The organism is Pseudomonas sp. T8 (genome assembly GCF_024610635.1).
GTDB lineage: Bacteria > Pseudomonadota > Gammaproteobacteria > Pseudomonadales > Pseudomonadaceae > Aquipseudomonas > Aquipseudomonas chlororaphis_I.
In genome coordinates this window covers 7,072,364-7,098,237 of the sequence record NZ_CP102374.1, presented here as the reverse complement: position 1 = coordinate 7,098,237, position 25,874 = coordinate 7,072,364, and the positions used below count along the sequence as shown (strand labels likewise).

22 protein-coding genes are annotated in these 25,874 nt (G+C 64.7%); 13 read left to right on the top strand and 9 right to left on the bottom strand.

Annotated elements, in window-relative coordinates:
* Nucleotides 1-6: 6 nt before the first annotated feature.
* From uvrC to NRG23_RS32335, 3 genes are all read right to left on the bottom strand, one after another.
* Nucleotides 7-1,830 carry an excinuclease ABC subunit UvrC gene (uvrC, locus tag NRG23_RS32345; RefSeq protein WP_103331787.1) on the bottom strand — a complete coding sequence of 608 codons (1,824 nt, stop codon included), beginning with the start codon at nucleotides 1,828-1,830 and terminating at the stop codon, nucleotides 7-9.
* A 2-nt stretch (nucleotides 1,831-1,832) separates the two neighbouring features.
* On the bottom strand, nucleotides 1,833-2,474 hold the full coding sequence (uvrY, locus tag NRG23_RS32340) for a UvrY/SirA/GacA family response regulator transcription factor (protein ID WP_009049615.1): 642 nt from the start codon (nucleotides 2,472-2,474) through the stop codon (nucleotides 1,833-1,835).
* Between the two features lie 145 nt (nucleotides 2,475-2,619).
* Entirely contained in the window at nucleotides 2,620-2,985 is a 366-nt protein-coding gene (locus NRG23_RS32335; protein ID WP_007924437.1) for a helix-turn-helix domain-containing protein, read from the bottom strand.
* A gap of 81 nt (nucleotides 2,986-3,066) precedes the next feature.
* Between NRG23_RS32335 and NRG23_RS32330 the strand changes: the two genes are divergently transcribed.
* Nucleotides 3,067-3,297, top strand: coding sequence for a DNA-binding protein (locus NRG23_RS32330; RefSeq protein WP_009049616.1), 231 nt, complete (start codon nucleotides 3,067-3,069; stop codon nucleotides 3,295-3,297).
* Nucleotides 3,298-3,353: 56 nt separating this feature from the next.
* Here NRG23_RS32330 and NRG23_RS32325 read toward each other — a convergent pair whose 3' ends face one another.
* Nucleotides 3,354-3,800: a GNAT family N-acetyltransferase gene (locus NRG23_RS32325; RefSeq protein WP_257373414.1), complete on the bottom strand. Its 447-nt coding sequence runs from the start codon at nucleotides 3,798-3,800 to the stop codon at nucleotides 3,354-3,356.
* Entirely contained in the window at nucleotides 3,797-4,555 is a 759-nt protein-coding gene (locus NRG23_RS32320) for a carbon-nitrogen hydrolase family protein (protein ID WP_124301820.1), read from the bottom strand. Before NRG23_RS32320 ends, NRG23_RS32325 begins: the two co-directional genes overlap by 4 nt.
* A 641-nt stretch (nucleotides 4,556-5,196) precedes the next feature.
* On the opposite strand from NRG23_RS32320, the gene NRG23_RS32315 reads away from it, so the two are divergent.
* The 12 genes from NRG23_RS32315 to NRG23_RS32260 all read left to right on the top strand — a co-directional run bounded on the left by NRG23_RS32315 (nucleotide 5,197) and on the right by NRG23_RS32260 (nucleotide 21,996).
* Entirely contained in the window at nucleotides 5,197-6,288 is a 1,092-nt protein-coding gene (locus NRG23_RS32315; protein WP_257373413.1) for a 3-deoxy-7-phosphoheptulonate synthase, read from the top strand.
* A gap of 211 nt (nucleotides 6,289-6,499) precedes the next feature.
* Nucleotides 6,500-6,781: a peptidylprolyl isomerase gene (locus NRG23_RS32310; protein WP_007924449.1), complete on the top strand. Its 282-nt coding sequence runs from the start codon at nucleotides 6,500-6,502 to the stop codon at nucleotides 6,779-6,781.
* A gap of 135 nt (nucleotides 6,782-6,916) precedes the next feature.
* Entirely contained in the window at nucleotides 6,917-8,785 is a 1,869-nt protein-coding gene (locus tag NRG23_RS32305) for an extracellular solute-binding protein (RefSeq protein WP_257373409.1), read from the top strand.
* On the top strand, nucleotides 8,785-9,846 hold the full coding sequence (locus NRG23_RS32300; protein ID WP_009049621.1) for a microcin C ABC transporter permease YejB: 1,062 nt from the start codon (nucleotides 8,785-8,787) through the stop codon (nucleotides 9,844-9,846). The genes NRG23_RS32305 and NRG23_RS32300 overlap by 1 nt, the downstream gene beginning before the upstream one ends.
* Nucleotides 9,846-10,868, top strand: a complete 1,023-nt coding sequence (locus NRG23_RS32295; RefSeq protein WP_009049622.1) for an ABC transporter permease — start codon at nucleotides 9,846-9,848, stop codon at nucleotides 10,866-10,868. The genes NRG23_RS32300 and NRG23_RS32295 overlap by 1 nt, the downstream gene beginning before the upstream one ends.
* Nucleotides 10,869-10,911: 43 nt before the next feature.
* Nucleotides 10,912-12,486: an ABC transporter ATP-binding protein gene (locus tag NRG23_RS32290; protein WP_124314043.1), complete on the top strand. Its 1,575-nt coding sequence runs from the start codon at nucleotides 10,912-10,914 to the stop codon at nucleotides 12,484-12,486.
* A 297-nt stretch (nucleotides 12,487-12,783) separates the two neighbouring features.
* Nucleotides 12,784-14,202 carry a sigma-54-dependent Fis family transcriptional regulator gene (locus NRG23_RS32285; protein WP_041986051.1) on the top strand — a complete coding sequence of 473 codons (1,419 nt, stop codon included), beginning with the start codon at nucleotides 12,784-12,786 and terminating at the stop codon, nucleotides 14,200-14,202.
* Nucleotides 14,203-14,491: 289 nt separating this feature from the next.
* Nucleotides 14,492-15,883: a GntP family permease gene (locus NRG23_RS32280; RefSeq protein WP_257373405.1), complete on the top strand. Its 1,392-nt coding sequence runs from the start codon at nucleotides 14,492-14,494 to the stop codon at nucleotides 15,881-15,883.
* A gap of 7 nt (nucleotides 15,884-15,890) precedes the next feature.
* Complete coding sequence (locus NRG23_RS32275; RefSeq protein WP_038633440.1) at nucleotides 15,891-16,676, top strand: 3-hydroxybutyrate dehydrogenase; 786 nt, start codon at nucleotides 15,891-15,893, stop codon at nucleotides 16,674-16,676.
* A gap of 157 nt (nucleotides 16,677-16,833) precedes the next feature.
* On the top strand, nucleotides 16,834-18,789 hold the full coding sequence (locus NRG23_RS32270; protein ID WP_257373404.1) for an acetoacetate--CoA ligase: 1,956 nt from the start codon (nucleotides 16,834-16,836) through the stop codon (nucleotides 18,787-18,789).
* A 341-nt stretch (nucleotides 18,790-19,130) separates the two neighbouring features.
* Nucleotides 19,131-21,668 carry a PAS domain-containing protein gene (locus NRG23_RS32265; RefSeq protein WP_257373402.1) on the top strand — a complete coding sequence of 846 codons (2,538 nt, stop codon included), beginning with the start codon at nucleotides 19,131-19,133 and terminating at the stop codon, nucleotides 21,666-21,668.
* A 52-nt stretch (nucleotides 21,669-21,720) separates the two neighbouring features.
* A complete protein-coding gene (locus NRG23_RS32260; RefSeq protein ID WP_257373401.1) occupies nucleotides 21,721-21,996 on the top strand; it encodes a peptidylprolyl isomerase in 276 nt (91 codons plus the stop codon).
* Nucleotides 21,997-22,185: 189 nt separating this feature from the next.
* Here the strand turns inward: NRG23_RS32260 and NRG23_RS32255 are convergent, their stop codons facing one another.
* From NRG23_RS32255 to NRG23_RS32240, 4 genes are all read right to left on the bottom strand, one after another.
* The gene (locus tag NRG23_RS32255) at nucleotides 22,186-23,094 is read right to left on the bottom strand and encodes a sugar kinase (protein ID WP_257373400.1); all 909 of its coding nucleotides are present in this window, start codon (nucleotides 23,092-23,094) and stop codon (nucleotides 22,186-22,188) included.
* A gap of 128 nt (nucleotides 23,095-23,222) precedes the next feature.
* On the bottom strand, nucleotides 23,223-24,440 hold the full coding sequence (locus tag NRG23_RS32250; protein WP_124311549.1) for an amino acid deaminase: 1,218 nt from the start codon (nucleotides 24,438-24,440) through the stop codon (nucleotides 23,223-23,225).
* A 37-nt stretch (nucleotides 24,441-24,477) separates the two neighbouring features.
* Entirely contained in the window at nucleotides 24,478-25,242 is a 765-nt protein-coding gene (locus tag NRG23_RS32245; RefSeq protein WP_016703107.1) for an IclR family transcriptional regulator, read from the bottom strand.
* 183 nt (nucleotides 25,243-25,425) lie between these two features.
* A complete protein-coding gene (locus NRG23_RS32240) occupies nucleotides 25,426-25,815 on the bottom strand; it encodes a RidA family protein (protein WP_028682636.1) in 390 nt (129 codons plus the stop codon).
* Between the last annotated feature and the right edge of the window lie 59 nt (nucleotides 25,816-25,874).

Genomic DNA, 25,874 nt, shown 5'->3' with positions numbered 1-25,874 from the left:
TCTCCCCTACTCGCTATGCAAGTTCGCATAAATCAACTCAGCGAGCTTTTTACTGATCCCCGGTGCCTTGGCGATCTCGTCGATGCTTGCGCGAGACAGCTCCTGCAATCCGCCAAAATGCTTCAGCAGGTCGCGACGGCGCTTGGGACCGACGCCGGCCACGCCTTCGAGGGTCGAGGTGCGGCGGGTCTTGCCGCGGCGCGCACGGTGGCCGGTGATTGCGAAACGGTGGGCTTCGTCGCGGATCTGCTGGATCAGGTGCAGCGCCGGTGAATCGCCCTTGAGGGTGAACTCATGGGCGGCATCGTTGAGGTAGAGGGTCTCGAAACCGGCCTTGCGCGTCGCGCCCTTGGCCACCCCCAGCAGGATCAGGTCGGGCACCGCCAGCTCGTTGAGCACGTCGCGGGCCATGGACAGCTGGCCCTTGCCACCGTCCACCAGCAGGATGTCCGGCAGCTTGCCCTCGCCGTCCTTGAGCTTGCTGAAGCGCCGGGTCAGGGCCTGGTGCATCGCCGCATAGTCGTCGCCGGCGGTGACGCCTTCGATGTTGTAGCGCCGGTAATCGGACTTCAGCGGACCTTCCGGGCCGAACACCACGCAGGACGCCACGGTCGCCTCGCCGCTGGAGTGACTGATGTCGTAGCACTCCAGGCGTTGCGGCGGTTCGTCCAGGTTCAGCACTTCGGCCAGGGCTTCGAAACGTGCCGCCACATGCTGGCGGTTGGCCAGGCGCGCGCTCAGGGCCTGCTCGGCGTTGGTCACCGCCAGCTGCTGCCAGCGCGCCCGCGTGCCACGCACCCGGTGGCTGATGCTCAGCTCGCGACCGCGCAAGGCCTGGATCGCGGTGATCAGGGTCGGGAAGTCTTCATGGACCACGTTGACGATCAGCTCGCTGGGCAGGTCGCGCTCCGGGCTGCTGAGAAAGTACTGGCCGAGGAACGCCGACATGACCTCGGCCACGTCCTCCTCGATACCCACCTGGGGAAAAAAGTTCTTGCTGCCCAGCACCCGGCCGCCACGCACGCTGATCAGGTGCACGCAGGCGCCGCCCGGGTTGACGAAGGCCGCCACCACGTCCACATCGCCGCTGCCGCCTTCCATGCTCTGCTGGTCCTGCACCCGCCGCAGCAGGGAAATCTGGTCGCGCAGCTCGGCGGCTTTCTCGAAGTCCAGGGTACTGGCCGCCTGCTCCATGCCGGCCGACAGCTCATCGGTCAGGGCATTGCTGCGTCCTTCGAGGAACATCACCGAGTGGCGCACATCTTCGGCGTATACCTCGGCCTCCACCAGGCCGACGCACGGTGCCTTGCAGCGCTTGATCTGATACTGCAGGCACGGCCGGGTGCGGTTCTTGTAGTAGCTGTCCTCGCACTGGCGGACCATGAAGGTCTTTTGCAGCAGGCTCAGGCTCTCGCGAATGGCCCCGGCGCTGGGGTACGGGCCGAAGTACTTGCCCTTCTGCTTTTTCGCCCCGCGGTGGATGCTGAACCGCGGGAACTCACCGTCCGACAGAAACACATAGGGATAGGACTTATCGTCGCGCAACAGGATGTTGTACGGCGGCCGCCATTCCTTGATCAGCGTCTGCTCAAGCAGCAGGGCTTCGGTTTCGTTGGCGGTGATGGTGGTTTCGATCTGCGCGATACGCCCCACCAGGGCGGCGGTCTTCGGCGCCAGGCCGGTCTTGCGAAAGTAGCTGGCCAGGCGGCTCTTCAGGTTCTTGGCTTTACCGACGTAGAGCAGACGTGCATCGCCATCGAACATGCGATACACGCCAGGACGGCCACTGCAGGTGGAAAGAAAAGCACTGGGATCAAACGGGTCGTTCATTGTCAGGCGCTGGCATCGACCATGCCGTGGCGAACCGCCAGCAACGTCAGTTCGACATCACTGCTGATCGAGAGCTTCTCGAAGATACGGTAACGGTAGGTATTCACGGTTTTCGGAGACAGGCACAGCTTGTCGGAGATGATCTGCACTTTCTGGCAGCCGACAATCATCAGCGCAATCTGGATCTCGCGCTCCGACAAGGCGTCGAACGGCGATTCACTGGATGGCTGGAATGACTTGAACACCAGTTGCTGGGCAATCTGCGGGCTGATGTAACGCTGGCCGGCAAACACCAGACGGATGGCCTGCACCATTTCATTGAGGCCCGCGCCCTTGGTCAGATACCCCGCCGCGCCCGCTTGCAGCAAGCGGGTCGGGAACGGATCTTCTTCACACACAGTGACGGCCACGACTTTGATATCCGGGTGACTGCGCAACAATTTGCGCGTGGCTTCAAGACCGCCGATCCCGGGCATCTTGACGTCCATGAGGACCACATCGGGTTTCAATTCCCGGGCCTTGAGCAGGGATTCCTCCCCTGACTCGGCCTGGCCGACCACTTGCAGGCCATCGATGTCAGCCAGCATTCGTGTAATACCTGTACGAACGAGATCATGGTCATCGACTACTAGCACCCTAATCAAGCAGACACCTCGCGATTTGGTCTTATAGGTTGCCGGACACCTTAGCAAAAAAGCAGCGTGCTGACCTAATGACAAGCGCCATATAAAAAGCACCTGTTCAACAGGGGTATCCGGTGGCTGGTTAATGCACTGCGAACGCCCTGCCCTAAGGCTCTCGGGCGTCCGCCTTTCTTTTCATGAGGCTGGAAACCGAAAGCTCGGCAAGGGTATGGGTCAGGTGCCGGATCGCGTCCTGATCTTCCTTGTACAAGGCCCGATAACTGACGAGGATTTTCTCTTCGCTCTGGCTGAGGTTATCGGCCCTGGTCGGGGTCCGCCTGCCGGTCACTATATAAAGGACATCGACTCCTTTTGCCGCCACCCGGGACAAATAGTCCGCCTTGGGTACCCGGTCTCCACTTTCATATCTGCCTTGGGCATTGGCTTCCACGCCGCCAACTTCACCAAATTTCTTCTGCGACAACCCCAGGCGTTCCCTTTCCTGTCTTAACCGCGAACCGATTCCACTCATTTGGATGTATGATCCTTTTTTATGCACCCCTAGGGGTGTTACACCCTTCAAGCATTGAACAAATTTGAACGGTTTTGAACTATGCCCGGTATCCGCACTGCCGCACAAGCCAAGGCCTGGCTTGAACATCAAGGTAAATCGGTTCAACAGTTCGCCCGTGAACACGGGGTCGACCCAGCCACCACCTACCAGGTATTGGCCGGACGCAAGAAAGGACGACGCGGTGAGGCGCACAAAGTGGCGGTATTGCTGGGTATGAAAGACGGCATCATCCTCGCCGAGTCCGAGGGGCCCGACCAGGAACCCGCCTGAGCCTCGCCTGTCGCCACACCGCTCGGTACGACCGCGCCGCGCACAGCAACCAGCGGCTACGCATCCGCGGCGCTGCTTCGCTCCATCCGCAGAAAACACTCATCTTCCCCGACCACCTTCAGCCCCATGCGCCCATAAAGCGCCTGCGCCGGGTTGTCCTTGAACACCGTCAACCGTAGCAGCCCACGCCGTTCGCCGCGCGCCATCGCCAGTACCTGTTCGATGGCCCAGGCCCCGGCACCTTGCCCGCGAAACGCTTCGAGCACATGCAACTCGCGAATATACAAAGCCCTGGAATCGCGACTCAGGCTGACGACCCCCAGCACCCTGGCGCCCTGGCAGATCAGCAGGTTCTCCCGACCGGCCCAGGCCACATCGAAAGCTTCGTCCAGCCACAACAGATCGTGACGGATGTAATACCCCAGCATGCAGCTGCGGGTCAGGTCGCGGGCAAAAACCAGATCCTCCAGGGTGCTGGCCGGACGCAGTTGGAAACCGTTCAAGGCGCTTCGACCCTCAGTTGCTGGCCACTCCAGCGCCCGGCGGTGCGCCGGGCGATCAGCAACTCATCTCCAGTGCCCGCCGCGGTCACGATCAGCCCGCCATCCGGGCCCCAGATCGCGCTACGCCCGGCCGACACCCAGCCTCCGGTCGGCCCGCCGTGGTTGGCCATCAGCACCAGCATCGCGTGCTCCACGGCATAGCCCTGCAACAAGGCAGTGTCCGCGGCGTAGCCTTTTTCGCTGATCAGCACGCCGGCGGCATAGATTCCCGCACCGGACTGCGCCGCCGCACGTGCGTGGCTGGCCTGGGAGAAATCGGCGCACACCGCCAGGGCGACTTGGTCCTCGGCGAATGTGAGGTTCGCGCCCCCCGTGCCGGGGCTAAATACCTGCTCCTCGCCAGCATGCAGATGCTGCTTGCTGTACACCGCCAGCGAACCGTCGGCGGCCAGCACCAGGGCGCCGATCAACAGCAGGCCCTCGGCCGACAGGCGGATGGGCATGCCCACCACCGCCGTCACCCCCAGCTCCCGGGCCAGGTCGCGCAACGGCTGCAACAGCGGGCTCTGCGGCAATAGCGCCAGCTCGGCCGCCAGCGCCGGTTCGTAACCGGTCAGGGACAGCTCGGGAAACACCAGCAATTGCACGCCCTGCTCCGCGGCGATGCGGATAAAGGCCTGGTGCCGGGCGATATTGCCCGGCAGGTCGCCAGCGATGGAAATCGATTGGGCGGCGGCAAGGGTCAGCGGGGTCATAATGGGTCCTGAACAAGCACAAATAAGGGCGTGGCGAGTGTGTCATAAAACCTCAAAGCGCTTAACTCATAGGCACTGACAGGCAAGCTCATAGGAATTTCTGATTGAACCGCGCCCCCGGCCTCTAGTAAGCTCGGCCCACTTCACGGAGAAACAGCATGTCGTCCCTCACCCTTTCCCTGCATCGTCACACTGCCAGCGCCTCGCGCGTCGGTGCGGCTGCCTGGGTGAAAAACGCCTGCGCTCCAGCGAGCTTTTATTTTGGGTATTGGTTTAGCCACTGGCGCGCCTGATACCCAAACGGCGCCCACTTGAACGGGTCGCCTACCAGAGAAAATCTCACCCCCGGTCGGCCTCCCGACCGGGGGTTTTGTTTTTCTGGGCCAAAGATTTTTAACCGCGACTTTCAGCAACACACCGAACTTACCGAGGATTCAAACCATGAACTACGCCACTTATTACCGTTACGACACCTGCTGCGCCTGGCGATTTAGCAGCCTCCGTTCGGGACAGCCTGCCGCCTCCGATCGGTCACCTACTGGTGGCAAACACACCTGCACAGCCAATCCGGCCAATTGTCGAACACCCCAGTAGGGCCGCGCGCGGGACACCACCCGCCGCCTGCCCAGGAAGCCTTGAATATGAACTCGTCCGTCTCCGCTCTGCCGCTGTCCACCCGCAACTGCGCCAACGAAACCCTGACCCAGCGCCTGCCCAGCTCGCTGGAGCTCAAGCAGCAACTGCCGCTCAGCCCGGCCCTCAGCCAGCAAGTCGCCGCCCATCGCCAGGCGGTGCGCGCCATCCTCAACGGTGAAGACTCCCGTTTGCTGGTGGTCGTCGGCCCCTGCTCGATCCACGATCCCCAGTCCGCCCTGGAATACGCCAGCAACCTCGCCAGCCTGGCCGCCGAGGTCAGCGACGAGCTGCTGCTGGTGATGCGCGCCTACGTCGAAAAACCCCGCACCACCGTCGGCTGGAAAGGCCTGGCCTACGACCCGCGCCTGGATGGCAGCGACGACATGGCCGGCGGCCTGACCCTGTCCCGTGAACTGATGCGCGAAATGCTCCGCCTGGGCCTGCCGATCGCCACCGAATTGCTGCAACCCATGGCCGCCGGCTACTTCGACGACCTGCTGAGCTGGGTCGCCATCGGCGCGCGCACCACCGAATCGCAGATCCACCGGGAAATGGCCAGCGGCCTGGGCATGCCCGTGGGCTTCAAGAACGGCACCGACGGCGGCGTCGGCATCGCCTGCGACGCCATGCGCTCGGCGGCGCACCCGCACCGCCACTTCGGCGTCGACAGCCAGGGCCACCCGGCGGTGATCCAGACCCCGGGCAACCCGGACACCCATCTGGTGCTGCGCGGCGGCCATCGCGGCCCGAACTACGATCGCCAGAGCGTGGCCCAGATCCAGCACGACCTGCAGAAGCTGAAAATCCCGGCGCGGATCATGGTCGATTGCAGCCATGCCAACAGCGGCAAGGACCCGTTGCGCCAACCGGCGGTGTTCGACGAGGTATTGGAGCAGCGCCTGCAGGGCGATTCGTCCCTGGTCGGGGTGATGCTGGAAAGCCATCTGTTCGAGGGTTGCCAGCCCCTGAGCCCGACGCTGCGCTACGGGGTTTCGGTGACGGACGGTTGCCTGGGCTGGGACGCCACCGAGCAGCTGCTGCGTAGTGCTGCCCGGCAGCTGCGCAGCGCCCGGCAAGACATTCCCGCTTCCGCCTGATCCCGCCCCGGTAGGAGCGAGGCTTGCCCGCGATGAACGATGACGCGGTGTAACTGGCCCACCGCGTCGCCTGCATCGCGGGCAAGCCTCGCTCCTACAGATTAAGCACCTCGACCGGCCATCCTTTGCTGCAATGCCTTGACGGAACTTTGACGAGAAATAGGCCACACAATCCGGTAGGCTCACCACTTTCTTGAAAGGAGCAACTCCCATGGCCAAAGCCACCGCCCGTCATATCCTCGTTGCCAGCGAAGCCAAGTGCAACGAACTGAAAGCCGAGATCGAAGCCGGCGCCGACTTCGCCGAAGTCGCCAAGAAGAACTCCACCTGCCCATCCAGCCGTGACGGCGGCAACCTCGGCTCGTTCGGCCCAGGCCAGATGGTCAAGGAATTCGACACCGTGGTGTTCAGCGCCCCGGTCAACGTCGTGCAAGGCCCGGTGAAGACCCAGTTCGGTTATCACCTGCTGGAAGTGACCAGCCGCCAGGACTGATCCTGTCGCGATTTGCGTGAACGACGGCCCGCCCCTTGGTGGGCCGTTGTGTTTGGGCTACCGCCCGCGCTGGTCAGCAGCGCGCCGGTAGCGTACAAATCGTGGTCATCGATCACCCGGCTCTTAAGGCTGACAATGCGCCTGCTTTTCCCCTCCATGATCTTCACCGCCCTGGCCCTGCTGCTGGGGACCGCGAGTGCCGACGCCGCGCCGCAACACGCCCTGACCGTCTATGGCGAACCGGCCAAATACCCCGCTGGCTTCAGTCACTTCGCCTACACCAACCCACGGGCGCCCAAGGGCGGGAGCATGCGCCGCTCGGCCATCGAGATCGGCCGTTTCGACCATGTGTTGCCCTACATCGACAAAGGCATCGGCGTCTCGCAACTCGACGGCTACATCTACTCGCCCCTGGCCCAGCGCTCGCTGGACGAGCCCTACACCGTCTATGGCCTGGTGGCAGAAAAGATGGAGCGCGCCGACGACGGCCTGTGGCTGCGCTTCTACCTCAACCCCAAGGCGCGCTTCGCCGACGGCAAGCCGATCACCGCCGAAGACGTGCGCTACACCTACAACCTGCTGATGACCCAGGGCAGCCTGCGTTATCGCACCCAGTTCGCCGACGTCAAGGACGTCGAGGTCGAGTCGCCGCGGGTGATCCGCTTCGACTTCAAGAGCAATGAAAACCGCACCCTGCCCCTGGATATCGCGACCCTGCCGGTGCTCCCCGAGCATTGGTGGAAGAGCCGCGACTTCGCCGGCGGCGGGGGTTACGAAGCGCCCCTGGGCAGCGGCCCGTACAAGGTGAGCAAGGTCGACAACGGCAACAGCATCACCTTCACCCGCGATGCCGACTGGTGGGGCAAGGACCTGCCGGTCAGCCGCGGCCTGTACAACTTCGACCGCTTCAGCATCGAGTACTTCGGCGACACCGACGTCGCCCGCCAAGTGTTGCGCGGCGGCGCCTACGACTACAACCGTGAGTTCTCCGCCACCGGCTTCTCCATCGGCTACGACAGCCCGGCCCTGGACGACGGCCGCCTGCAAAAGGCCCACCTGGCCAAGCAGGCGCCGCAACCGGCCCAGGGCTTCGTGTTCAACCTGCAAAAACCGATGTTCCAGGACCGCCGGGTGCGCCAGGCCCTGGCCATGCTCTGGGACTTCGAGTGGAGCAACCGGCAGATGATGCGCGACCTGTATATCCGCCAGCAGAGCTTCTTCTCCAACAGCGCCCTGGCCGCGCGGGCGCTACCGGATGCCGAGGAACTGAAAATCCTCGAACCGCTGCGCGGGCAGGTCCCCGACGAAGTCTTCACCCAGGTCTTCGAGGCACCAAAAACCGATGGCAGCGGCCTGATCCGCGACAAGCAACTGCAAGCCCTGGCCCTGCTCGAAGCGGCCGGCTGGAAACCCGACGGCGACACGCTGGTCAACGCCGACGGCGAACCGCTGCGCTTCACTTTCCTCAACAGCCAGAACGGCATCGAGCGCCTGCTGCTGCCGTACAAGCGCAACCTGGCGCAGATCGGCATCACCCTGGAAATCCGCCGCATCGACGCCTCGCAGTACGTCAACCGGCTGATGGCCCGCGACTACGACATGATCGTCACCGGCTACCCGGTGACCACCTCGCCGGGGCTGGAGCTGTATAACTACTTCGGTTCGGCGGCGGCCAACGATCCCGGCTCGAGCAACCTGATGGTGCTGAAGAACCCGGCGGTGGACAGCCTGATCAGCGGCCTGGTCAAGGCCACCAGCCAGCCGCAGATGCTGAGCTACGCCCACGCCCTGGACCGGGTGCTGCAATGGAATTACTACTGGATCCCCAACTACTACCCGCCGGGCACCTCCACCGTGTGGTGGAACCGCTTCGGCATGCCGGCCATTCCCGCCAGCAATGACGAAGCCATCGAAAGCTGGTGGGAAATGAGCCGCACGCCCCTGACCAACGAGCAAATGGCGGCCGAGCGCGTCCAGCGCGGCAAGCCTGGAGGGCCGCACTGATGCTGGCGTATATCCTGCGGCGCCTGCTGCTGATCATCCCGACCCTGCTGATCATCCTGCTGGTCAACTTCGCCATCGTCCAGGCCGCCCCCGGCGGTCCGGTGGAACAGGCCATCGCCCGCCTGCAAGGCATAGGCGGTGGCGGCAACCTCGGCGGTTCGAGCGACGGCGTCAGCGGCAACTCACGGGCCAGCCGTGGCCTCGACCCGCAGCTGATCAAGGACATCGAGAAACAGTACGGCTTCGACAAGCCGGCCCACGAGCGCCTGTGGCTGATGCTCAAGAGCTACGCGCAGCTGGACTTCGGCAAGAGCTTCTTCCGCGGCGCCACGGTCACCGAGCTGATCCTGCAGAAAATGCCGGTGACCATCTCCCTCGGGCTCTGGGCGACGCTGATCACCTACCTGGTGTCGATCCCCCTGGGGATCCGCAAGGCGGTGCACCACGGCAGCCATTTCGATATCTGGAGCAGCACCGCGATCATCATCGGCTACGCCATGCCGGCCTTCCTGTTCGCCATGTTCCTGATCGTGATGTTCGCCGGCGGCACTTCGCTGAACTGGTTCCCGGTGCGCGGGCTGGTCTCGGAGAACTTCGAGCAACTGAGCACCCTGGGCAAGGTCGTCGACTACTTCTGGCACCTGGTGTTGCCGGTGACCTCCCTGGTGATCGGCGGCTTCGCCACCCTGACCATCCTCACCAAGAACTCGTTCCTCAACGAGATCACCCGCCAGTACGTGGTCACCGCCCGGGCCAAGGGCCTGAGCGAACGCCGGGTGCTCTACGGCCATGTGTTTCGCAACGCCATGCTGCTGGTGGTCTCGGGCATTCCCCAGGCGTTTATCAGCGTGTTCTTCGCCGGCTCCCTGCTGATCGAGGTGATCTTCTCCCTCGACGGCCTCGGCCGCATGAGCTACGAGGCCGCGGTGTCGCGGGACTATCCGGTGGTGTTCGGCTCGCTGTTCATCTTCACCCTGTTCGGCCTGCTGATAAAACTCATCGGCGACCTCTGCTACACCCTGGTCGACCCGCGTATCGACTTCGCCGCGAGGAACGCCTGATGCTCAAGCTCTCCCCGCTGGCGCGCCGGCGCTTGGACCGTTTCAAGAAAAACCGCCGTGGCTGGTGGTCGCTGTGGCTGTTTGTCGGCCTGTTCCTCCTCACCCTCGGCGGCGAGCTGATCGCCAACGACAAACCCTTGGTGGTCAGCTACCAGGGCTCGCTGTATTTCCCGGTGTTCAAGCGCTACACCGAGCAGGAGTTCGGCGGCCAGCTGCCGTTCCAGGCCGACTACCGCAGCGACTACGTGCAAAAGCTGATCCGCCAGGACGGCGGCTGGCTGCTGTTCCCGCCGATCCCGTTCAGCGAAGACACGCCCAACTACGAGCTCAGCCGCCCGGCACCGAGCCCGCCGACCGCGGTCAACTGGCTGGGCACCGACGACCAGGCGCGGGACGTGCTGGCCCGGGTGATCTACGGCGCCCGGGTGTCGATCCTGTTCGCCCTGGCCCTGACCTTTATCAGCGCCCTGATCGGCATCGCCGCCGGCGCCCTGCAAGGCTATTACGGCGGCTGGGTCGACCTGCTGGGCCAGCGCCTGCTGGAGGTCTGGTCGGGGCTGCCGGTGCTGTACCTGCTGATTATCCTGTCCGGTTTCGTCGAGCCGAATTTCTGGTGGCTGCTGGGGATCATGGCGCTGTTCTCCTGGCTGGCCCTGGTGGACGTGGTGCGCGCCGAATTCCTGCGCGGGCGCAACCTGGAATACGTCAAGGCCGCCCGCGCCCTGGGCCTCAACGACCGCAAGGTGATCGTGCGGCACATCCTGCCCAATGCGATGAACGCCACCCTGAGCTACCTGCCGTTCATTCTCACCGGAGCGATTTCCACCCTCACCGCCCTGGATTTCCTCGGCTTCGGCATGCCGGCCGGCAGCGCGTCCCTGGGCGAGTTGATCGGCCAGGGCAAGCAGAACCTGCAGGCGCCCTGGCTGGGCCTGACGGCGTTTTTCACCCTGGCGCTGATCCTCTCGCTGCTGGTGTTTATCGGCGAAGCGTTGCGCGATGCCTTCGATCCACGTTCTTGAGCCATGTTCCTGAGCCACGTTATTGAACCAGGCGGATACTGAAATGACTGACAACCTGATTGAAATCCGCAACCTCAACGTCGCCTTCGGCGAGCAGAAGGTGGTGCGCGACCTGTGCCTGGACATTCGCCCCGGCGAGTGCCTGGCCCTGGTCGGCGAGTCGGGGTCGGGCAAGTCGGTGACCGCCCATTCGATCCTGCAACTGCTGCCCGACTGCGACACCCAGAGCAGCGGCAGCATCCGCTACCGCGGCCAGGAGCTGCTCGGCGCCGATACACAGACCTTGCAGAAGCTGCGCGGCGACCGCATCGCCATGATTTTCCAGGAGCCGATGACCTCGCTGAACCCGCTGCACAGCATCGAAAAGCAGATCGGCGAAACCCTGCTGCTGCACAAGGGCCTGGGCGGCAAGGCGGCCCAGGCGCGGATCCTCGAGTTGCTACACCTGGTGGGCATCCAGAAACCCGAGGAACGGCTCAAGGCCTATCCGCACCAGCTCTCCGGCGGCCAACGGCAGCGGGTGATGATCGCCATGGCCCTGGCCTGCGAACCGGAGCTGCTGATCGCCGACGAACCGACCACCGCCCTCGACGTGACGGTGCAACGCAAGATCCTGCTGCTGCTCAAGTCCCTGCAACAGCGCCTGGGCATGTCCCTACTGCTGATCAGCCACGACCTCAACCTGGTGCGCAGCATCGCCCAGCGCGTCTGTGTGATGAAGGCCGGGCAGATCGTCGAACAGGCGCCGTGCGAAACCCTGTTCAGCGCACCGCAGCATCCCTACAGCCGCGTGTTGCTCAATGCCGAGCCGGAAGGCGAAGCCCTGCCCCGGGACGAGCGCGAAGTGGTGCTGCAGGTGGACGACCTCAATGTGCAGTTCCAGATCGGCGGCGGGCTGTTCCGGCGCAAGCAATACCTGCGGGCGGTGGACGGTATCAGCCTGAGCCTGCAACGGGGCAAGACCCTGGGCATCGTCGGCGAGTCTGGATCGGGCAAGTCGACCCTGGGCCAGGCGATCCTGCGTTTGCTGGATTCCGAAGGCAGCATCCGCTTCCAGGGCGAGGCCCTCGACGGTCTCAACCAGAAGCAGCTGCGGCCGTGGCGCAAGCAGATGCAGGTGGTGTTCCAGGACCCGTTCGGCAGCCTCAGCCCACGGATGTCGGTGCAACAGATCATCAGCGAAGGGCTGGAAGTGCACAGCCACTCCACGGCCCAGCAATGCGAGCAGCAGGTGATCCAGGCACTGGAAGAAGTCGGCCTGGACCCGGCCAGTCGCCATCGCTACCCCCACGAGTTCTCCGGCGGTCAGCGCCAGCGCATCGCCATCGCCCGCGCCCTGGTGCTCAAGCCGGCGCTGATCCTGCTGGACGAACCCACCTCGGCCCTCGACCGCACGGTGCAGAAGCAGGTGGTGGCGTTGCTGCGCCAGCTCCAGGAGCGGCATGGCCTGACCTACCTGTTCATCAGCCACGACCTGGCCGTGGTCCGCGCCCTGGCCCACGACATGATCGTGATCAAGGACGGCAAGGTGGTCGAACGCGGCCCCAGCCACGAAGTGTTCGAAGCGCCGCAGCATCCCTACACCCAGGAACTGCTGGCCGCCGCCCACCCGGCCTGAATCCGCATTCCCCTGTAGGAGCGAGGCTTGCCCGCGATAGGCTCTACGCGGTGTGCCTGCAATACCGCAGCGCCTACATCGCGGGCAAGCCTCGCTCCTACAGAAGCACAACCCTGTAGCCGCTGCCGCAGGCTGCGATCGACCGGAACGGTCGCGACGTACTCAAGATCGCTGAAGGTCCTCCGGCCCTTATCGCAGCCTGCGGCAGCGGCTACAGGGATAGCGTCAACCCTATGGTCGCGTCGCCGTGAAGATTCCCGGCATAATCGGCGCCGCGCTCCCTTCAGGACCTTCCCCATGAACGACACCGAAAGCCTCAAGGATTACCAGCGGGTTCGCCAACTGGCGATCCGTTCGCTGTTCGAGATCATCGAGCAATCCAGCGAGGGCACGGTGATCGTCGACCGCGACGCCAATATCGTCTGGATGAACGAGCGCTACGCCCGGCGCTTCGGCCTGGAGTCGGCGGCGTTCGCCATCGGCAAGGCCTGCGAAAGCGTGATCCCCGGCAGCCTGCTGCGCGAAGTGGTGCGCACCGGGCGGCCGATCCTGCTGGACATGCAGGACACCCCCAAGGACCCGCTGGTGGTGATGCGTCTGCCGATCCACGACGATGCCGGGGCGGTGATCGGCGCCATCGGCTTTGCCCTGTTCGACGAGTTGCGCAGCCTGTCGCCGATGCTCAAGCGCTACCTGAGCATGCAGGAAGAGCTTGCTTCCACGCGGTCGCTGCTGCGGGCGCGGCAGACCAAATACAACTTCGCCCACTTCATCGGCACCAGCGCCGCCAGCCTGGAAGTCAAACGCCGCGCCCGGCGCAGCGCCAGCGCCGAGTCGCCGGTGCTGCTGCAAGGCGAGACCGGCACCGGCAAGGAGCTGCTGGCCCAGGCCATCCACGCTGCTTCGCCACGGGCGCACAAGGCCTTTGTCAGCATCAACAGCGCGGCGATTCCGGAAACCCTGCTGGAAGCCGAGTTCTTCGGCACCGCCCCCGGCGCCTTCACCGGCGCCGACCGCAAGGGCCGCGCCGGCAAGCTGCAGATCGCCCAGGGCGGCACGCTGTTTCTCGACGAGATCGGCGACATGCCCCTGCCCCTGCAAAGCAAGCTGCTGCGGGTGCTGCAAGAGAAAGAGTTCGAGCCAGTGGGCTCCAACGAGGTGATCCAGAGCGACGTGCGGGTGATCGCCGCCACCTCCACCGACCTCGAAGCGGCGATCAAGCGCGGCGAATTCCGCGCCGACCTGTACTACCGCCTCAATGTACTGCCGATCCAGGTGCCGCCGCTGCGCGAACGCCTGGACGACCTACCGGCGCTCAGCGAAGCCATCCTCGAAGAACTGCGCAGCCAGCACGAACTGACCCCCGACGCCCTGGCCCTGCTCGGCCAACACGCCTGGCCCGGCAATATCCGCGAACTGCGCAACGTCCTGGAACGCGCCGCCCTGCTCAGCGACGACCTGATGCTCAATGCCGGCGACCTGCGCGCGGCCATCGGCACCTTCAGCCCGGTGCCACGCGCGGCCAGCGCCCAGGCCGCCGAGGTGCAGCCCAACGAAACCTTCGCCGCCGCGCGGGAGCGCTTCGACCGCCAGGTGATCGAGACGGCCCTGGCGCACTGTGGCGGCAAGGTGGTGGAAGCCGCGGCGCGCCTGGGGCTGGGGCGCTCGACTTTGTACAAGAAGATGGCGGCGCTGGGGATTGAAGAGTCTCAATAAAGAGACATGCATCTCCATACAGAGAAAGAGCCAGCGCTACGCGCTGATCGCGGGCAAGCCTCGCTCCTACAGAAGCATATAAGTGCGTCTGTAGGAGCGAGGCTTGCCCGCGATGACGCCCTTTCAGCCACCAAAAATCTCAAAACAGAGACACAACATCATTCACCCTCTCAAAAATCATACAAATATCCTTATTTATCAAATACTTAACCATCTGGCACAAAACTCGCTATAGCCCCGCCCACACCCGCAACACCCTACAAAAATAACAATCCTGGAGAGACACACCATGAGTGTGATCATTGCCCTAGCAGCCCTCGCGCTGCTGATGTTGGCTGCTTACCGTGGCTACAGCGTTATCCTCTTTGCCCCCATCGCCGCCCTCGGCGCCGTCCTGCTCACCGACCCGTCCGCCGTGGCGCCCGCCTTCACCGGCGTGTTCATGGAAAAGATGGTCGGCTTCATCAAGCTCTACTTCCCGGTGTTCCTGCTCGGCGCGGTGTTCGGCAAGCTGATCGAGCTGTCGGGCTTCTCCCGTTCCATCGTCGCGGCGGCCATCCGCCTGCTCGGCACCCGCCAGGCGATGCTGGTGATCGTGCTGGTCTGCGCCCTGCTGACCTACGGCGGCGTCTCGCTGTTCGTGGTGGTGTTCGCGGTCTATCCGTTCGCCGCGGAGATGTTCCGCCAGAGCAATATCCCCAAGCGCCTGATCCCGGCGACCATCGCCCTCGGCGCGTTCTCCTTCACCATGGATGCCCTGCCCGGCACCCCGCAGATCCAGAACATCATCCCCAGCACTTTCTTCAATACCACCGCCTGGGCCGCGCCCTGGCTGGGGGTGATCGGCACCATTTTCGTGTTCTGCGCCGGCATGCTGTTCCTGCAGCGCCAGCGCAACAAGGCGCACAACGCCGGTGAAGGCTATGGCAGCGACCTGCGCAACGAGCCGGAAACCGCCGCCGACATCCAGCTGCCCAACCCCTGGATCGCCCTGTCGCCGCTGTTGCTGGTGGGTCTGATGAACCTGCTGTTCACCCACTGGATTCCCCTGTGGTACGGCAAGACCCACAGCCTGGCCCTGGCCGGCATGGCCGCCCCGGTGCAGACCGACGTCGCCAAGCTCACCGCCATCTGGGCGGTCCAGGCCGCCTTGCTGGTGGGCATCATCATGGTCCTGGTGTGCGGCTTCTCGGCGATTCGCGGCAAGCTCGCCGAAGGCAGCAAGAGCGCGGTCAGCGGCGCCCTGCTGGCGGCGATGAACACCGCTTCGGAGTACGGCTTCGGCGCGGTGATCGCCTCCCTGCCGGGCTTCCTGGTGCTGTCGGACTGGCTGAAAAGCATCCCCAACCCGCTGGTCAACGAAGCCATCACCGTGACCCTGCTGGCCGGCATCACCGGCTCCGCCTCGGGCGGCATGAGCATCGCCCTGGCGGCCATGTCGGAGACTTTCATCAGCGCCGCCCACGCCGCCAACATCCCCCTGGAAGTGCTGCACCGCGTGGCCGCCATGGCCAGCGGTGGCATGGACACCCTGCCGCACAACGGCGCGGTGATCACCCTGCTGGCGGTCACCGGGCTGACCCACCGCCAAGCCTACAAGGACATTTTCTGCATTACGCTGATCAAGACCCTGGCCGTTTTCGTCGTGATCGCCACTTTCTACGCCACCGGCATTGTGTGAGGTATTCATGAGTAATCTTGCGGGCAAGACCGCCCTCGTCACCGGCTCCACCAGCGGCATCGGTCTGGGCATCGCCCTGAGCCTGGCCAAGGCCGGGGCCCACCTGATCCTCAACGGCTTCGGCGATGCCTCGACGGTGATCGCCGAGGTCGCGCGCCTCAATAAGGACAGCGGCGGCAAGGTCGGCCATCACCCGGCCGACGTCAGCGACCCGGCGCAGATCGCCGACATGCTCGCCTACGCCGAGCGCGAGTTCGGCGGCGTCGACATCCTGGTCAACAACGCCGGCATCCAGCATGTGGCGGCGGTGGAGGAATTCCCGGTGGAGCGCTGGGACTCGATCATCGCCATCAACCTGTCGTCGGTGTTCCACAGCACCCGCCTGAGCCTGCCGGGCATGCGCGCCAAGGGCTGGGGACGGATCGTCAACATCGCCTCGGTGCATGGCCAGGTCGGCTCGGTGGGCAAGGCCGCCTATGTGGCGGCCAAGCACGGGGTGATCGGCCTGACCAAGGTGGTCGGCCTGGAGACCGCCACCAGCAACGTCACCTGCAACGCCATCTGCCCGGGCTGGGTCCTGACCCCGCTGGTGCAGAAACAGATCGACGACCGCGCCGCGGCCGGTGTCGACCCGCAACAGGCGCAGCACGACCTGCTGGCGGAAAAACAGCCGTCCCTGGAGTTCGTCACGCCTTCGCAGTTGGGCGAGTTGGTCCTATTCTTGTGCAGTGAGGCCGGCAGCCAGGTGCGTGGCGCGGCGTGGAATATCGACGGCGGCTGGCTGGCGCAATAAACGCGATCCCTGTAGCCGCTGCCGAAGGCTGCGATAGGTCCGAAGGACCTCCGCGACCTTGAGACCGCCACGACCGTTCCGGTCGATCGCAGCCTGCGGCAGCGGCTACAGAGTTGGAACAGCTTTGTGTGTGCAGCAGAAAAACAAGAGGCCACCCATGTCCGAATTACTCTGGCAACCCAGTGCCGAGCGCATCAGCAAGACCCGCATGGAAGCCTTCCGGCGCTTGATCAATCACCGTTACGACCTGGACATCGACGACTACCCGGCCCTGCACCAATGGAGCATCGAGCAGCGCGAAGCCTTCTGGCAGGCCATCGTCGATTTCTTCGATGTCGAGTTCCATGCGCCCCCCAGCGCGGTGCTGATCGAAGGCAGCAGCATGCCCGCCGCCCAGTGGTTCCCCGACGCCACCCTGAACTTCGCCGAGCACCTGCTCAAGCGCCGTGACGACGGTGTCGCGGTGGTGGCGATCAACGAGGACGGCCAACGCGAACAGCTGACCTACAACCAGCTGGCGGCCCATGTCGCCGGCCTGCAACAGAGCCTGCGGGCCGCCGGTGTCGGCCTTGGCGACCGGGTCGCCGCCTGCATGCCCAATACCTGGCAGACTCTGGTGGGCATGCTCGCCACCACCAGCCTCGGCGCCGTCTGGTCCAGCTCCTCGCCGGACTTCGGCACCCAGGGGGTGATCGACCGTTTCGGCCAAATCGAACCCAAGGTACTGATCACCTGCGCCGGCTACCGCTACGCCGGCAAACAGATCGACCAGACGGCCAAGGTCAACGAAATCCTCGAACGCCTGCCGTCCCTGCAACAGCTGATCATCGTGCCGTACGCGCGGCCCGAAGCTCGCGCCGAAGACTTCCGCACCTCGGCCAGGGTCGCGCTGTGGGACGACTTCTACCGCCCCGGCGGCGAGCCCCAGTTCGTTGCCGTGCCCTTCACCCACCCGCTGTACATCCTCTATTCCAGCGGCACCACCGGCGTGCCCAAGTGCATCATCCACAGCACCGGCGGCGTGCTGTTACAGCACCTCAAGGAGCACGGCCTGCACACCGACCTGCACGCAGGTGAAGTGCTGTTCTACTACACCACCTGCGGCTGGATGATGTGGAACTGGCTGGTCTCCGCCCTGGCGGTGGGCGCCACGGTGCTACTGTACGACGGCTCGCCGTTCCACCCGGCGCCCGAACACTTGATCGACCTGATCGACCAGGAAGGCATCAGTGTTTTCGGCACCAGCCCCAAGTACCTGGTGGCCCTGGAAAAGGCCGGCATCGAGCCACGCAGCAGCCACTCCCTGGCCAGCCTCAAGACCCTGCTCAGCACCGGCTCGCCGCTGTCGCCGCAGAGCTTCGACTACGTGTACCGGGCGTTCAAACAGGACCTGTGCCTGGCCTCGATGTCCGGCGGCACCGATATCATTTCCTGCTTCATCATCGGCAACCCGCTGTTGCCGGTGCACCGTGGCGAAATGCAGGGCAAGGGCCTGGGCATGGCCGTGGAGGTGTGGAACGACCAGGGCCAGGCGGTGATCGGCGAAAAGGGCGAACTGGTCTGCACCCGGCATTTCCCGGCCATGCCCATCGGCCTGTGGCATGACGCGCGGCACGAGAAGCTGCGCGCCTCCTACTTCAGCCAGTTCCCCGGGGTCTGGGCCCAGGGCGACTACGCCGAGCAACTGGCCCATGGCAGCTGGCTGATTCACGGCCGCTCCGATGCCGTGCTCAACCCCGGCGGCGTGCGCATCGGCACCGCGGAGATCTACCGCCAGGTGGAGAAACTCGAACAGGTCCTGGAAAGCCTGGCCATCGGTCAGCAATGGGACAACGACGTGCGGGTGGTGCTGTTCGTCCGCCTGCAGGACGGCGTACAACTGGACGACGCCCTGCAGGAGCAAATCCGCCAGGTGATCCGCGCCAACACCACGCCCCGCCACGTACCGGCGAAGATCCTCGCGGTCAGCGACATTCCCCGGACCATCAGCGGCAAGATCGTCGAACTGGCGGTGCGCAACGTGGTGCACGGCCTGCCGGTAAAAAACACCGACGCCCTGGCCAACCCCGAGGCGCTGGAGCAGTTTCGCGATCGGGTGGAATTGCGCAGCTAGGCCTTGGGGGCCTCATCGCGGGCAAGCCTCGCTCCTACAGAGTCGTGTCGTTTGCGCCATGGCGATCAACACGCGCTTCTGTAGGAGCGAGGCTTGCCCGCGAAGAGGCCGGACCTGCCCGCCACAAACTCCACCTCCCCGCAAAACGGGCCATCCGCGAAAATCATTGTCCCTGTAGCCGCTGCCGCAGGCTGCGCCCGGCACCGCAGGGGCCGCAAAACCGGACAACCCGATCCACCTGCCGGATCGCGGAAACCGCCCTTGCGCCGGCTACGCCGTCGATCGCAGCCGGCGGCAGCGGTTACAATGCCGGCGTGATGCACGCTCAGGACAGCCCCGACATGAACGCCCCCACCTCCGGCAGCGAAGCCGAAACCCTGATTGCCCGGCTGGACTGGGCCGCCACGCCGCTGGGCGCGGTCGACCACTGGCCGCAGAGCCTGCGCACCGCGGTGGACATCGTGATTCATTCGCCGATGCCGATGCTGCTGTTGTGGGGCACGCAGCTGACGCAGATCTACAACGACGGTTTCGCCCTGCTGGCCGGCAACAAGCACCCTGGCGCCTTCGGCCAGCCGACCCACCTGACCTGGCCGGAACTCCAGGACTTCACCACGCCGATCTACCACGCCGTGCTGCAAGGCCAGGTACGCACCTTCAGCGAAAAACCCTTCACCCTGCAGCGCCACGGCCGCGAGTCGGACGTCTGGCTGGACCTGACCTACAGCCCGATCCGCGACGAAAGCGGCGAAGTCGCCGGGATCCTGGTGACCAGCATCGAAACCAACGAGCGGCGGCGCATCGCCCTGGAACTGGAGCAGCGCTCGGCGGCCAGCCTCAAGGCCCAACACGAAACCGAAGAACGCCTGCAACTGGCGCTGGCGGCGACCGACGCGGTCGGTACCTGGGACTGGGACATCGGCGACGACCGCTTTATCGCCGACGCCCACTTCGCCCAACTGCATAGCATCGACCCGACCCTGGCCGGGCAACTGCCCATCAGCGAATACCTCAAGGGCGTGCACCCGGAAGACCGCGGCATGGTGGCGCGCAGCATCAAGCACTGCATCACCCACGGCACCGAATACGCCGAGGAATACCGCCTGCAACAGCCCGACGGCCAGGTCCGCTGGGTCTTCGCCCGCGGGCGCTGCTACAAGGATCACCACGGCCGGCCGGTGCGTTTCCTCGGCGCCGCCCTGGACCTGACCGACCGCAAGCAGATGGAACAGGCACTGCGCCAGAGCCAGACCGAGTTGCAGCTGATCATCAACGCCATGCCGGTGCTGATCGGCTACGTCGACCACGAAGAGCGTTTTCGCCTGAACAACAGCGCCTACCTCGACTGGTACGGCCTGACCCCGCAGGAACTGTACGGCCGGACCATCCGCGAAGTGGTGGGGGACGAGATCTACGCCACCCGCGCCGACAAGATCGCCGCCGCCCTGGCCGGCAAACCCTGCAGCTTCGAAGCCAACTCACCGCATCGTGACGGGCGCGCGCGGCATGCGCTGATGAAGTACCTGCCGCGCTACGGCGCCGACGGCGCGATCAATGGTTTCTACATCTTCGTGATCGACGAGACCGAGCGCAAACAGACCGAGGAAGCCCTGCGCCACCTCAACGAAACCCTGGAAGAACGGGTGGCCGAGCGCACCCAGGCGCTGGCCGCCGCCAACCAGCGCCTGCAGAGCGAGATGTTCGAGCGCGAGCGCGCCGAAAACGCCCTGCGCCATGCGCAGAAGATGGAGGCCGTGGGCCAGCTCACCGGCGGTATCGCCCATGACTTCAACAATATGCTCACCGGCATCATCGGCAGCCTGGAGCTGATGCAGCGCTACATCGATGACAATCGCAGCGCCGAGATCGGCCGTTTCACCGAGGCCGCGATGTCCTCGGCCAAGCGCGCGGCTGCCCTCACCCATCGCCTGCTGGCGTTTTCGCGGCGCCAGTCGCTGGACCGCCGGCCGCTGGAACCGAACCAGCTGGTGCGCTCGCTGCACGACCTATTCAACCACACCAAGGGCGAGCACATCGAGCTGAAGATGAACCTGGGCGACAACGTCTGGTCGATCAACAGCGACGCCAGCCAGCTGGAAAACGCCCTGCTCAACCTGGTGATCAACGCCCGCGACGCCATGCCCGACGGCGGCATCCTGACCATCGAGACCGCCAACAGCTACCTCAACGGCAGCGACCTGGGCACCCTGGAACCGGTCAAGGCCGGCGACTACGTGATGCTCGGCGTCAGCGACAACGGCGCCGGCATGACCCCGCGGGTGCTGGCCAAGGCCTTCGACCCGTTCTTCACCACCAAGCCCATCGGCCAGGGCACGGGCCTGGGGCTGTCGATGATCTACGGCTTCGCCCAGCAATCCGGCGGCCACCTGACCATCAGCAGCGAACCGGGCCAGGGCACCTGCGTGCGCCTGTACCTGCCGCGCCTGCACAGCGGAGCCCAGGCCGACAGCCCGGCACCGGCCAGCGTCGAAGCGCCCTACGCGGTGGCCGGCGAATCGGTGATGCTGGTGGAAGACGACCCGGCGGTGCGCATGCTGGTGCTCAACGTGCTGGGCGAACTGGGCTACACCGCCTTCGAGGCCGAGGACGCCAAGAGCGCGCTGCCGTTGCTGGAGTCCGAGCGGCGCATCGACCTGCTGGTGACCGATGTCGGCCTGCCGGGCATGAACGGCCGGCAACTGGCGGAAATCGCCCGCCAGCAGCGGCCGCAGCTCAAGGTCCTGTTCATGACCGGTTATGCGGAAAAGGCCGCCGAACGCCAGGGCTTTCTCGACGCTGGCATGGACCTGATCGCCAAGCCGTTTTCCATCGAGGCGCTGGCCCAGAAGATTCGTCAGATGATCGGCCAGCAGGGCTGATTTCAGGCATAATCCGCGGCCGCCGTCCGCACCGCTCCAAGGTAACCGCCCCATGAAAGCCCAAGCCCGCCACATCCTGGTGAAAACCGCCGAAGAGGCCGAACAGCTCAAGCAGCGCATCGCCAAGGGCGAAGCCTTCGACGTGCTGGCGAAGAAATACTCCACCTGCCCCTCCGGCAAACGCGGCGGCGACCTGGGTGAAGTACGGCCGGGGCAGATGGTCGGGGCCATCGACCAGGTGATCTTCAAAAAGCCCCTGCGCACCGTGCACGGGCCGATCAAGAGCAGGTTCGGTTATCACCTGGTGCAGGTGTTCTACCGCGATTGAAGCAACACCCGTGACCGCTACGTCGTCGCGGCTGCAACACTGTAGCCGCTGCCGCAGGCTGCGATCGGCACCGCAGGGGCCGCAAAACCTGGCGACGCGGTCTATCTGACTGATCGCGGATACCGCCCTTGCGCCGGCTGCGCCGTCGATCGCAGCCTCGCCAAGGCTCGGCAGCGGCTACAGGTTGCATCAGGTTCTTGGGATCAGGGCGCCCGGCACCTGAATCACCCGGCTCGCCAAGCGATGCCCCGCCTGCGCCGCCTGCTGCGGGCTACCGCCCTTCAAGCGACACGCCAGATACGCCGCACTGAACGAATCCCCCGCCGCCGTGGTGTCCACCACCTGCTCCACCCGCTGCGCCGGCACCTCGAACGACTCGCCGCCATAGCGGATCAGGCACGCTTCGGCGCCACGCTTGAGCACCACTTCCGGGATATCCGGGTAAGCGGCAAATACCGCTGCACTGTCGCCATACCCGAACAATGCCAGCTCGTCATCCTCGGTCAGCAACGCCAGATCGACATAGGCCAACACCTGGCGATAAGCCGCCTGCGCCTGTTCCACCGAAGCCCAGAGCCGTGGCCGATAGTTATTGTCGAAAACGATCTGCGCCCCGCGCTGGCGCGCCTCGATCAAGGTCTCGATCAGCTTCTTGCGCCCCTGCTCGCCCAGCACCGCCAGGGTGATGCCGCTGAAATACAGCACATCGTAGGCCGGCAGCGCCGCCAGGATCGGCTCGGCCGCGGGGGTGGTGAAACAGTCGCGCACCGCCGCTTCGTTGCGCCAGTAAAGAAAGCGCCGCTCGCCCTTGGCGTCGGTCTGGATGCAGTACAGCCCGGGCAAACGCCCCGGCAGGCGCTGGACCAAACCCAGGCCGATGCCTTCCTCGGCCCAGCCCTGGCACATCGCATCGCTGAAACTGTCGTCACCGAGGGCGGTGACATAGTCGACGCAAGCGCCCTCGCCCAGTTCGCGGGCCAGGTACACGGCAGTGTTCAAGGTGTCGCCGCCGAAGCTCTGTTGCAGGCTGCCGTCGGCGCGGTGTTGCAGTTCGATCATGCATTCGCCGATCAGGGCGATGCGTTTGGCAATGCTCATAGGTAGGTCTCTGCGGGAAGTGTTGTCTGGGCGGGCCCTATCGCGAACAAGCTCGCTCCTACAGGGACAGCGTTGCCCTTGTAGGAGCGAGCTTGCTCGCGATCAGCCGCAACGCGGCGCTGCTCGACCTAGAAACAGGTCTCCATGCTCTCCAGCACATCCAACCGCTCATCCACCAGCAAACCGGTGCGCCACTTATCAAAGGTCAGGCACGGGTGCGAAGTACCAAAAGCAATAATGTCCCCCACCCGCAACTCAACCCCTGGCGCAACGGTCATGAACGCATGCTGGTCCATCACCGCCGTGACCTTGCAAGCGCTGACATCATCGCCCTTGGCCGGCAGCACACCCGGTTTGTAACGCAGCAACGGCACCGGCAACCCGGCGTCATAAGCCACATCGCGCTTGCCCAGGGCGATCACCGCGAACCCCGGCTCCGGCAGGGACTGCACATGGGCCCAGACTTCCAGCGCCGGGCGCAGGCCTTCGTGCAGGTCGCTGCGACGGTCGAGCACGCAGCACTGCGCCTCTTTATAGATGCCGTGGTCGTGAGCCACGTAACTGCCGGGCCGCAGCACACTGAGGAAACGCCCCTGGGCGTTCTGCGCCTCGAAGGACTCGGCGATCAGGTCATACCAGGCCGAACCCGAGGCGGTGATGATCGGCTGGTCGATGGCGAACAGCCCGTCGTCCTGCAACTGCACCGCCAGGCGTACCAGGGACGCGGCGAACTCCCGGATACCACTCACCGCGTGATCGCCATGGATCACCCCTTCGTAGCCCTCGATGCCGCACAAGGCCAAGGCCGGCTGCGCCTGGATCGCCTGCGCCAGCGCCAGCACTTCCTGCTCGCTGCGGCAGCCACAACGGCCGCCGACCACGCCGTACTCAATCATCACGTTCAGGCGCACCCCGCGCGCGGCGAAGAACTGCCCGAGGTCGGCGACGTTGTCCGGGTGATCGACCATGCAATAGAAGTCGAAGCCCGGGTCGGCCAGCAGCTCGGCGATCAGCCCCATGTTCGGCGTGCCCACCAGCTGGTTGGCCATCAGCACCCGGCGCACGCCGTGGGCGTAGGCCGCGCGGGTCTGCACCGCGGTGGCCAGGGTGATGCCCCAGGCGCCCGCCTCCAGCTGCCGGCGAAACAGCGCCGGGGTCATGCTGGTCTTGCCGTGGGGCGCCAGTTCGGCGCCGCTGTCGCTGACGAACTTCTGCATCCAGCGGATGTTGTGTTCCAGCGCCGCGCGGTGCAGCACCAGGGCCGGCAGGCTGACGTCGCGCACCAGGCTGACGCCGGGTTGGGCGGCGCCCTTTTCCACTGCTGCGTTGGTCAAGACAGAAGACATATTCGAACTCCTTACAGCGCCGCCACAGGGGCCAGCACTAGTCGTTGATGCGACGGGCCAGGCGATTCGCGCTGTCGATCAGCACCCGGCGGTAGTCGGCGTAATTGTTCTGGGCATCGGCCCGTGGCGCGACGATGCACAGGGTGCAGATGCACACCCCGCGCTCGTCCCGCACCGGGGCGGCGAAGCAATGGGTAAAGGTGTCGGCCACGCTGTCGAAGGAGAAAAAACCGTCCTCCGTGGCCTGACGGATTTCCTTCAAGAAAGTCGCCACAGGCAGGCGCTCACCGTCGGGGAGAATGAAGTCGCGCTCGTCGATCAACTCGACGATCTGCTCATCGCTCAAATGCCCCAGCAACAGCCGCCCGGAAGCGGTCCAGGGAATCGGCGCGTTCTCGCCGATATTCGAGGAAATGCGAAAATGCCGCTCGCCCTCCTTCATCAGCGCCACCGTGTACTTGCGCCCGTTGAGCAGGCACATCTGCGCGGTCTCGCGGGTCTGGCTGACGATCTCCTGCAAGGCCGAGTCGGCCTCGCGCGTCAGGTCGAAATGGCGCAGATGGGCCTGCCCCAGGAAGTACAGCTGACGGCCCAGGTACACATGCCCGTCCTGGCCCACCGGCTCCAGAATCCGCCGCTCCAGCAAGGACGCCACCAGCTCGTACACCGTGGACTTGGGGCTGCCGATGCCCTTGGCGATATCGTGGGGCCGCAACGGCTGGCCGATCTCCTTGAGGAAATCGAGAATATCGAACGCCCGGTCCAGCCCCTTGGCCCGACGCTTGATGGTGTCTTCGGTCATATCAGTGCCATTTCCTACAAATCACGAAATTCCCGGCGCGCCCAAAACCCCGGCATTGCACCTATCCCTGTAGCCGCTGCCGAGCCCCAGCGAGGCTGCTCAAGACCGCGCGCCCGCTTCGCGGTCGATCGCAGCCTCGCCATGGCTCGGCAGCGGCTACAGGCGTCTACAAAACGCCGCACATCAGCCCTTCTTCTTGTACGCCACGCAATCAATCTCAACCTTGCAATCCACCATCATGCTGGCCTGCACACAAGCCCGCGCCGGCGCATGCTCCGGCTTGAAATACTCCCCGAACACCTTGTTGAAACTCCAGAAATCCCGCGGATCCTCCAGCCACACCCCGACCCGCACCACATCCTCCAGGCCGTACCCCGCCTCCTCCAGAATCGCCACCACATTGCGCATCGTCTGATGCGTCTGCTCAACGATGCCGCCATGAATAATTTCGCCATCCAGTGCCGGCACCTGACCGGACACATACAACCAGCCATCGGCCTCAACGGCACGAGCGAAAGGACGAGGCTGGCCACCGCCTGCGGTGCTGCCGGTGCCGTAGCGAGTGATGCTCATAAGAAGTTCTCCTGGGTGAAAGGTGGTCGTAAAAAACTGCTTTTGGAAGTGCTGCGGGA

What these genes read in the sequence shown, in the direction of transcription:
- NRG23_RS32285 (WP_041986051.1), top strand. Translation starts at nt 12,784, where the DNA reads ATGAACGACACCGAAAGCCTCAAGGATTACCAGCGGGTTCGCCAACTG.
- NRG23_RS32290 (WP_124314043.1), top strand. Translation starts at nt 10,912, where the DNA reads ATGACTGACAACCTGATTGAAATCCGCAACCTCAACGTCGCCTTCGGC.
- NRG23_RS32245 (WP_016703107.1), bottom strand. Translation starts at nt 25,242, where the DNA reads ATGACCGAAGACACCATCAAGCGTCGGGCCAAGGGGCTGGACCGGGCG.
- NRG23_RS32260 (WP_257373401.1), top strand. Translation starts at nt 21,721, where the DNA reads ATGAAAGCCCAAGCCCGCCACATCCTGGTGAAAACCGCCGAAGAGGCC.
- NRG23_RS32305 (WP_257373409.1), top strand. Translation starts at nt 6,917, where the DNA reads ATGCGCCTGCTTTTCCCCTCCATGATCTTCACCGCCCTGGCCCTGCTG.
- NRG23_RS32240 (WP_028682636.1), bottom strand. Translation starts at nt 25,815, where the DNA reads ATGAGCATCACTCGCTACGGCACCGGCAGCACCGCAGGCGGTGGCCAG.
- NRG23_RS32255 (WP_257373400.1), bottom strand. Translation starts at nt 23,094, where the DNA reads ATGAGCATTGCCAAACGCATCGCCCTGATCGGCGAATGCATGATCGAA.
- NRG23_RS32280 (WP_257373405.1), top strand. Translation starts at nt 14,492, where the DNA reads ATGAGTGTGATCATTGCCCTAGCAGCCCTCGCGCTGCTGATGTTGGCT.
- NRG23_RS32320 (WP_124301820.1), bottom strand. Translation starts at nt 4,555, where the DNA reads ATGACCCCGCTGACCCTTGCCGCCGCCCAATCGATTTCCATCGCTGGC.
- NRG23_RS32250 (WP_124311549.1), bottom strand. Translation starts at nt 24,440, where the DNA reads ATGTCTTCTGTCTTGACCAACGCAGCAGTGGAAAAGGGCGCCGCCCAA.
- NRG23_RS32295 (WP_009049622.1), top strand. Translation starts at nt 9,846, where the DNA reads ATGCTCAAGCTCTCCCCGCTGGCGCGCCGGCGCTTGGACCGTTTCAAG.
- NRG23_RS32275 (WP_038633440.1), top strand. Translation starts at nt 15,891, where the DNA reads ATGAGTAATCTTGCGGGCAAGACCGCCCTCGTCACCGGCTCCACCAGC.
- NRG23_RS32270 (WP_257373404.1), top strand. Translation starts at nt 16,834, where the DNA reads ATGTCCGAATTACTCTGGCAACCCAGTGCCGAGCGCATCAGCAAGACC.
- NRG23_RS32300 (WP_009049621.1), top strand. Translation starts at nt 8,785, where the DNA reads ATGCTGGCGTATATCCTGCGGCGCCTGCTGCTGATCATCCCGACCCTG.
- NRG23_RS32265 (WP_257373402.1), top strand. Translation starts at nt 19,131, where the DNA reads ATGAACGCCCCCACCTCCGGCAGCGAAGCCGAAACCCTGATTGCCCGG.
- NRG23_RS32330 (WP_009049616.1), top strand. Translation starts at nt 3,067, where the DNA reads ATGCCCGGTATCCGCACTGCCGCACAAGCCAAGGCCTGGCTTGAACAT.
- NRG23_RS32310 (WP_007924449.1), top strand. Translation starts at nt 6,500, where the DNA reads ATGGCCAAAGCCACCGCCCGTCATATCCTCGTTGCCAGCGAAGCCAAG.
- uvrC (WP_103331787.1), bottom strand. Translation starts at nt 1,830, where the DNA reads ATGAACGACCCGTTTGATCCCAGTGCTTTTCTTTCCACCTGCAGTGGC.
- NRG23_RS32335 (WP_007924437.1), bottom strand. Translation starts at nt 2,985, where the DNA reads ATGAGTGGAATCGGTTCGCGGTTAAGACAGGAAAGGGAACGCCTGGGG.
- NRG23_RS32315 (WP_257373413.1), top strand. Translation starts at nt 5,197, where the DNA reads ATGAACTCGTCCGTCTCCGCTCTGCCGCTGTCCACCCGCAACTGCGCC.